Source organism: Microbacterium sp. (assembly GCF_030149085.1).
Lineage (GTDB): Bacteria > Actinomycetota > Actinomycetes > Actinomycetales > Microbacteriaceae > Microbacterium.
This window is the reverse complement of record NZ_JASBSF010000271.1, coordinates 1-5,915: the sequence shown is the minus strand read 5'-3', so window position 1 is coordinate 5,915 and position 5,915 is coordinate 1. Positions and strand designations below refer to the sequence as shown.

The window sequence follows — 5,915 nt, the reverse complement described above, 5'->3', positions numbered from 1 at the left end:
TCTACTCGGAACCGGAGCTTGCCCACCTCTGGAACGCCGCGCGCGCGGCGCGGGCCGGCTCGTCGGCGTCAGAACCATCCTCGGACCCGAACAGTGCCGACGAGGCTGTCGCCGGAAGGATGATGGGAGCCGTGACGAGGTCGGGCGTCGCAGCACTCTCACGCTCGTTTTCGAGCACGGGCACGGCCTCGTCATCCGCTGCGGGCAAGTCACCATCGGGGTCGGGCGTGTCGGACGACTCGTTGAGTTGAGCGTCGTCCTCGGTGGGGAGCCACATCGCGAGTTCTTCGGGATCGTACGCGTCGGTGTGCATCGACGTGTCTGCGAGCTGCGCCTCGGTATCAGCGAGCGCTGCCGACGTGTCGGGAACGCGACCCAGCACCGCCATGGCATCGTCCATACCCGACGTCGTCCGAACAACCAGATCGTCGCCACCCACGGTGTCGGCCAGTGACGAGAGCAGTGCTTCGGCGTCGGCCACGATCGCGCGATCGTCAGCGTCGTGGCCGTGCACGAGCCACGCCGCGAACTCGAGCTCTGCGTGCAGGCGAGCTCGGGAGCGCAGCAGGCCGTCTGGGGCTCGGCTGCTTGCGGCGATGTAGGCGTCCAGGACATCGCCGGCCGCGGCGGGTGCCGAAGCCAGCCACTGCAGGTCTACTGCCGGATCGCCGACCGCGACGGCGTGCCAATCGGCGACGCCGACCACGGTGGGAACCCCGCCCTGATCGGCGAGGAAGAAGCTGGAGGATGACGCGCCGCCGAGGACCACGGTCGGTTCGAAGCGCCAGAGGTCATCGTCGGCGATTGCTCGACGCCACCTCGACACCAGGGCGCGCGGCATCCTCTTGGTGTGCTCGGCCCGGTCGACGAGGCGCGATGCTTCGTCTCTGACCTGCTCCGCCGAACGAATGACCAAGCCCGCCTCGCGAGCCCACGACACGGGGAGGGCGTGTGTGGCGGCGAGAGCGTCGGCCAGTGCTGGGGCGACGCCGGGGCCGGCGGGGACCTCGCCGGGGTCGACGCGGTAGCCGGCGATGAAGCTTGTGATCACGGCGGTTTCGTCGGCAAGCGGAACTTCGCCCAGGAGTTCGGGTGCAGCGTATGGCAGCAAGGCGCGTACGCCGGGCGTGAGCGCGCGCAGAGCCCGTGCGTCGGCGCGGAGGTCGTCGGCAGCCTCGGGGTCCGTTGCCACACGGATGACGACCTGGGCGCCGGTGTCGAGGGTTGCTTGCACGGCATCCATCCGGCCCGCCGAGTGCTCGGTCAGCGGGGCGACGGCGACGATGTCGGCATCCGGCGCGACGGCCGAGACCGCCGCGGCTAGAGTGAACAGGGTGCGCGCCATGTGCCCAGGGTAGGTCTGGCAAGCGCCGCAGCCGTCGCGCCACGCCCTTGAGGGAGGTCCTCGTTCTCATGCGCTCCTTCGCCGTCCCGCCACTGGCCCGCGGCGGGTTCGACCGTGCTGAGCACCGCAGAACGGCGATCGGATCCGCGCCGGATGACGCAGCTCTCGTGCTTCCGGTGCACCGCGACAACGCTCCGGTGATCGCTCGCGATGGAGATGCGCCGGCCTTGCAGTGGTGGCCGAGCACCGACCCAGCGCTGGCAGGAGCCGATGGCGAGTACGCCTTCCTGGGCACCGGGTCCGATGGCACCGACCGCTGGGTTCTCGCGCTCCGCGAGATTCCGCGTGGCTTCGGTGACCGAGTTACGTGGGCGTCGCTGCGCGTCATCGGGGGAGAGCTCGGCGACGCCGACGGTGGAGCCTTTGTAGCGGCGGTGAGTCTCGGGCGCTGGTTACTGGATTCGGCCTACTGCCCCCGCTGCGGATCCTTGAGCGCACTGCAGTCCGGTGGGTGGTCGCGGCGCTGCTTCTCGTGCGAGCAGGACATCTTTCCCCGGACCGATCCTGCCGTCATCGTCGCTGTCACCGACCCTACCGGCGCCAGGCTGCTGCTGGGATCCCATGTCGCCTGGGGGATGGGCAGGTTCTCGTGTTTTGCCGGGTTCGTTGAGGCCGGCGAATCCCTCGAGGCCGCGGTCACGCGAGAGATTCTCGAGGAGGCCGGTGTCCACGTCCAAGACATGACGTACGTCGCATCGCAAGCATGGCCCTATCCGCGCTCGCTCATGGTCGGCTTCCACGCGGTGACGAGCACCGAGATCCCCGTCGCCGATGGCGAGGAGATCATCGAGGTCCGCTGGTTCGATCGCGCTGAGATCGGGGCCGCGCTGGGCGGCGATTCGGATGTCCAGCTTCCCGGGCTCAGCTCCATCGCGCGCACCCTCATTGAGCAGTGGTACCGGTCGGCGCAGCAGTGAACGCGCTCGAGGGTCTTGACGAGCAGCAGCGTGAGGCGGTGACGGCCCTCCGCGGGCCGGTGTGCGTGCTCGCCGGCGCCGGCACCGGCAAGACACGCGTGATCACCCGGCGGATCGCGCACGGCGTCGACACCGGCGCGTACTCGCCGGGTCGTGTCATGGCGCTCACCTTCACCAGTAAGGCCGCTGGTGAGCTGCGGGGGAGGCTCCGGATGCTGGGCGTCGACGGCGTGGCAGCCCGTACCTTCCACAGCGCGGCGCTCGCCCAGCTCAACTACTTCTGGCCCACCCTCGCCGGTGATCGCCCGCCCGCGATCATCGACAACAAGGTGCGGGTTCTCGCGCACGCTGCCGATGGCATCGGACTGGAGCTTGACACACCGACTCTGCGCGACGTGGCCTCCGATATCGAGTGGCGCAAGGTCACGATGCGCACGATCGACGAGTACGCGCGCGTCCGCGCGGGCGCCACCGTTGGGAGACTGCCGGCCTCGAGCGCAGTTGAGCTTCACCGCGCCTACGAGGCGCTCAAGGACCAGCGCCGACAGATGGATTTCGAGGACGTGCTCCTGGCGTGCGCCGGGATGCTCGAGACGGAGACCCACGTGCTCGCGGCCGTCCGCGAGCAGTACCGGCACTTCACCGTCGATGAGTATCAGGACGTCTCGCCTCTCCAGCAGCACCTGCTCGAACTGTGGGTGGGGGATCGGCGCGACCTCTGCGTGGTCGGCGACGCGAGCCAGACCATCTATTCGTTCGCAGGCGCAGACCCGCGGTTTCTCATCGAGTTTCCACTGCGGTGGGACGATGCCCGGGTCGTCGAACTGCACCGCAACTATCGTTCGGATGCAGCGGTGCTGGCCGTGGCCAACGACCTCATGCGAGAACGCCCCGGGGCCGTGCACCTGACGGCCGCGGCGGCGAAGACAGCACCTGATTCCACGCCGACCGTGTCGACCTATCGCGACGAGGCTGACGAAGCCCGCGGCGTGGCTGTGCGCATCGCTGAGCAGCTCCGGGCGGGAGCAGATCCGGCATCCATCGCCGTCCTCTACCGCACCGGAGCGCAGTCTGCGGAGATCGCGGCAGCGCTGGCAGACGCCGGGATCGCCACGACAGTGCTGGGAGGCCGGCGGTTCTTCGACCTTCCCGAGGTTCGTCAGGCGGTGCTGGCGCTGCGCGGCGCGTCAGTCGCACCGCTCGAGCGAGGATTCGTCGACGCCGTTCGCGACATCCTGCGATCTTTGGGCATGACCGACGAAGCGCCGCCCGCGGGAGGAGCCGTGCGTGAATCGTGGGAGGCGCGCGCGGCGATCCTGCGGCTTGCCGAAGAGGCACCGGCCGGAACGACCATGCGTTCGTTCACCGACGAGCTCATGTCCCGCGCACGGGCCCAGGATGAACCGACCCTTCGTGCCGTCACGCTCGCGACCCTGCACGCAGCCAAGGGTCTGGAGTGGGACCACGTGTACCTCGTCGGTCTTGCCGAAGGGCTGCTGCCGATCGCATACGCCACGCACTTCGACCAGATCGACGAAGAGCGGCGCCTCGCCTACGTCGGCATCACGCGGGCACGGCGATCCCTGTCGCTGTCGTGGTCCGCGGGATCGCGGGGGCGCTCGCCGTCGCGTTTTCTGCAGGAGATCCGCACGAGCACTCGGGATGCTGCTCCCACTGCCGGCTCTCGGCGCCGTCAGTGAGCGTCAGACGCAGACTGAGCCCGCTGCGTCCCGCCAGCAGCAGCCTTCCCGTGTGAAGTGCTGCCTCGGCGGCGAGGGATGCCGGACCCGCCGGATCGCCGCGTCCGACCAATTGCGCCGCCACCAGCGGCCATGCCGGATCCCGGTCGCGTTCGTGAGCTGCCACGCAGACCAAGCACGCGCTCTGGCCCGGCAGGACGAGCGGGCCGACATCTGCTTCACCAGCTCCCAGGACGATTCCGATGTGCGGGATGTCCTCGCCCATCCAGGGCGCAGCTCGCCGCGGATGCAGCCCGTGCGCGGCGACCATCACGACGGCATCCTGCTCCCGCGACGTGTCCAGCGATGCGTCGATCCCGAGGTCCTCTAGTCCGTCGCGGATGTGCGTTCCATACCGGGCCGCGGGATCGTCGACGACCTCGACTCCCACGCGCAAGGCGGTCCCGCTGCTGACGATGACGGGGCTCAGTCGGCCGAGCAGCGCGTCGATGTCGGCTGACGCAACCCCGAGGGATCGGGCGAGCGCGCTCACGCCGACCTCCGGGATGCCTTTGACCAGTTCGCGGATCACCTGCAGCTGCCAAAGCGCCGGCTCGTCGAGCCGCACGCGATCACTCCTGCCGAACTGAAGCATCGTCGGGGTGCGCCACAGGGGCGGGTAGGCGGGGTCGATGCGCAGCATGTCCCGATTGTCCGGGGCGAGCGGGCAGCGGCGGCGGCGCTGTCCACAGAAATCTCCCGGCGCGGCGAGGACCGCTCCTGGGGAGGAGTGGTCCTCGCGCCGGCGCTGAAAGCGCCAGTATTGCGTGCCTAGACGGGTTGCTCGTCGGGGCTGTCTTCGGCCGGGCCGCCGTCTTCGCCTGAGAGCAGTCGAGCCAGCGCGTCGTCGAACTCGTCCGGTGCTGGTTCTTCACCGCGGGCGCGGGCCTCGAGCCGCGCAATCAGGGCGCTCGGGTCGTCGATGTCGGCGGCCGTGGGAACCAGGTCGGGTGAGTCCCACAGTTCGTCTCGCGCCTCGATGCCGACGGCATCCGTGATCGCGCGCCACATGCTCGCGGCTTCACGGATGCGGCGGGGACGAAGCTCGAGTCCGACCAATGTTCCGAGCGCCTGTTCAGCCGGCCCGCCGACGGCGCGGCGCCGTCGCACGGTCTCGGCGATGCGGTCGGCTGCCGGCAGGCGGGTCGTGGCTTGCGCCGTCACAACGTCAACCCAGCCCTCGATCGTCGCCAGCATCGTCTCCAAGCGAGCAAGGGCTGCTTGCTGCGACTCGGACCGTTCCGGCAACAGCGCCCCGCTTTCCAGTGCCTCGCGTAGCTCTTCGGGGTGCTGCGGATCGAACCGGCCTGCGAGCTCCTCGAGCGCTCCGGTATCGACCCGGACTCCGCGCGCGAAGTCCGATACCTGCGAGAGCACGTGCAGTCGCAGCCATCGTGCGTGCCGGAACAGCCGAGCGTGCGCGAGCTCACGGGTGGCGATGTAGAGCGCGAACTGGTCGTCGGGGATCTCGAGATCCTTCGCGAGCTGCGCGTAGTTCTGGGGCACAACGGCGGCTTGACCGTCGGGCAGCAGCGGAATGCCGACATCGCCACCGCTGACGACCTCTGTTGAGAGGTTGCCGACGACGGTTCCCAGCTGTGCGGCGAATAGAGAACCACCGATCGTGCGCATCACCCGCCCGGCACCGGCGATCATCTGCTGCATCTCGGGAGGTGACTGCTCTTGGAGCGCCGCAGTGAAGGCATCCGCGATGCTCGTCGCGACCGGCTCAGCCAGCTCCTGCCACACGGGCAGGGTGGCTTCCACCCAACCGCCGCGGGTCATGGTCACTCCCGGACCCGGGAGGTCCGAGATCGTCGTGGCTTCACCGAGCCACAGGGATGCAAGGGTGAA

Annotated in this window: 4 protein-coding genes; 2 read left to right on the top strand and 2 right to left on the bottom strand. The window is 69.2% G+C overall.

What is annotated here, in order from left to right:
• Position 1 precedes the first annotated feature (1 nt).
• Positions 2-1,345: an aminoglycoside phosphotransferase gene (locus tag Q1V87_RS10980; protein ID WP_300592606.1), complete on the bottom strand. Its 1,344-nt coding sequence runs from the start codon at positions 1,343-1,345 to the stop codon at positions 2-4.
• 68 nt (positions 1,346-1,413) lie between these two features.
• Here Q1V87_RS10980 and nudC point away from each other — a divergent pair, with 68 nt between their 5' ends.
• Together nudC and Q1V87_RS10970 are read left to right on the top strand one after the other, a co-directional pair.
• Positions 1,414-2,322: an NAD(+) diphosphatase gene (gene nudC / locus Q1V87_RS10975; RefSeq protein WP_300592604.1), complete on the top strand. Its 909-nt coding sequence runs from the start codon at positions 1,414-1,416 to the stop codon at positions 2,320-2,322.
• Positions 2,298-4,022 carry an ATP-dependent helicase gene (locus Q1V87_RS10970; RefSeq protein WP_300592602.1) on the top strand — a complete coding sequence of 575 codons (1,725 nt, stop codon included), beginning with the start codon at positions 2,298-2,300 and terminating at the stop codon, positions 4,020-4,022. The genes nudC and Q1V87_RS10970 overlap by 25 nt, the downstream gene beginning before the upstream one ends.
• Before the next feature lie 810 nt (positions 4,023-4,832).
• On the opposite strand, the gene Q1V87_RS10965 is transcribed toward Q1V87_RS10970, so the two are convergent.
• On the bottom strand, positions 4,833-5,915 hold a 1,083-nt coding region (locus Q1V87_RS10965; protein ID WP_300592600.1), incomplete at its 5' end, for a zinc-dependent metalloprotease.

Excerpts from the sequence above, each read along its gene's own strand:
- Q1V87_RS10980 (WP_300592606.1), bottom strand. The coding sequence starts at position 1,345 with ATGGCGCGCACCCTGTTCACTCTAGCCGCGGCGGTCTCGGCCGTCGCG.
- nudC (WP_300592604.1), top strand. The coding sequence starts at position 1,414 with ATGCGCTCCTTCGCCGTCCCGCCACTGGCCCGCGGCGGGTTCGACCGT.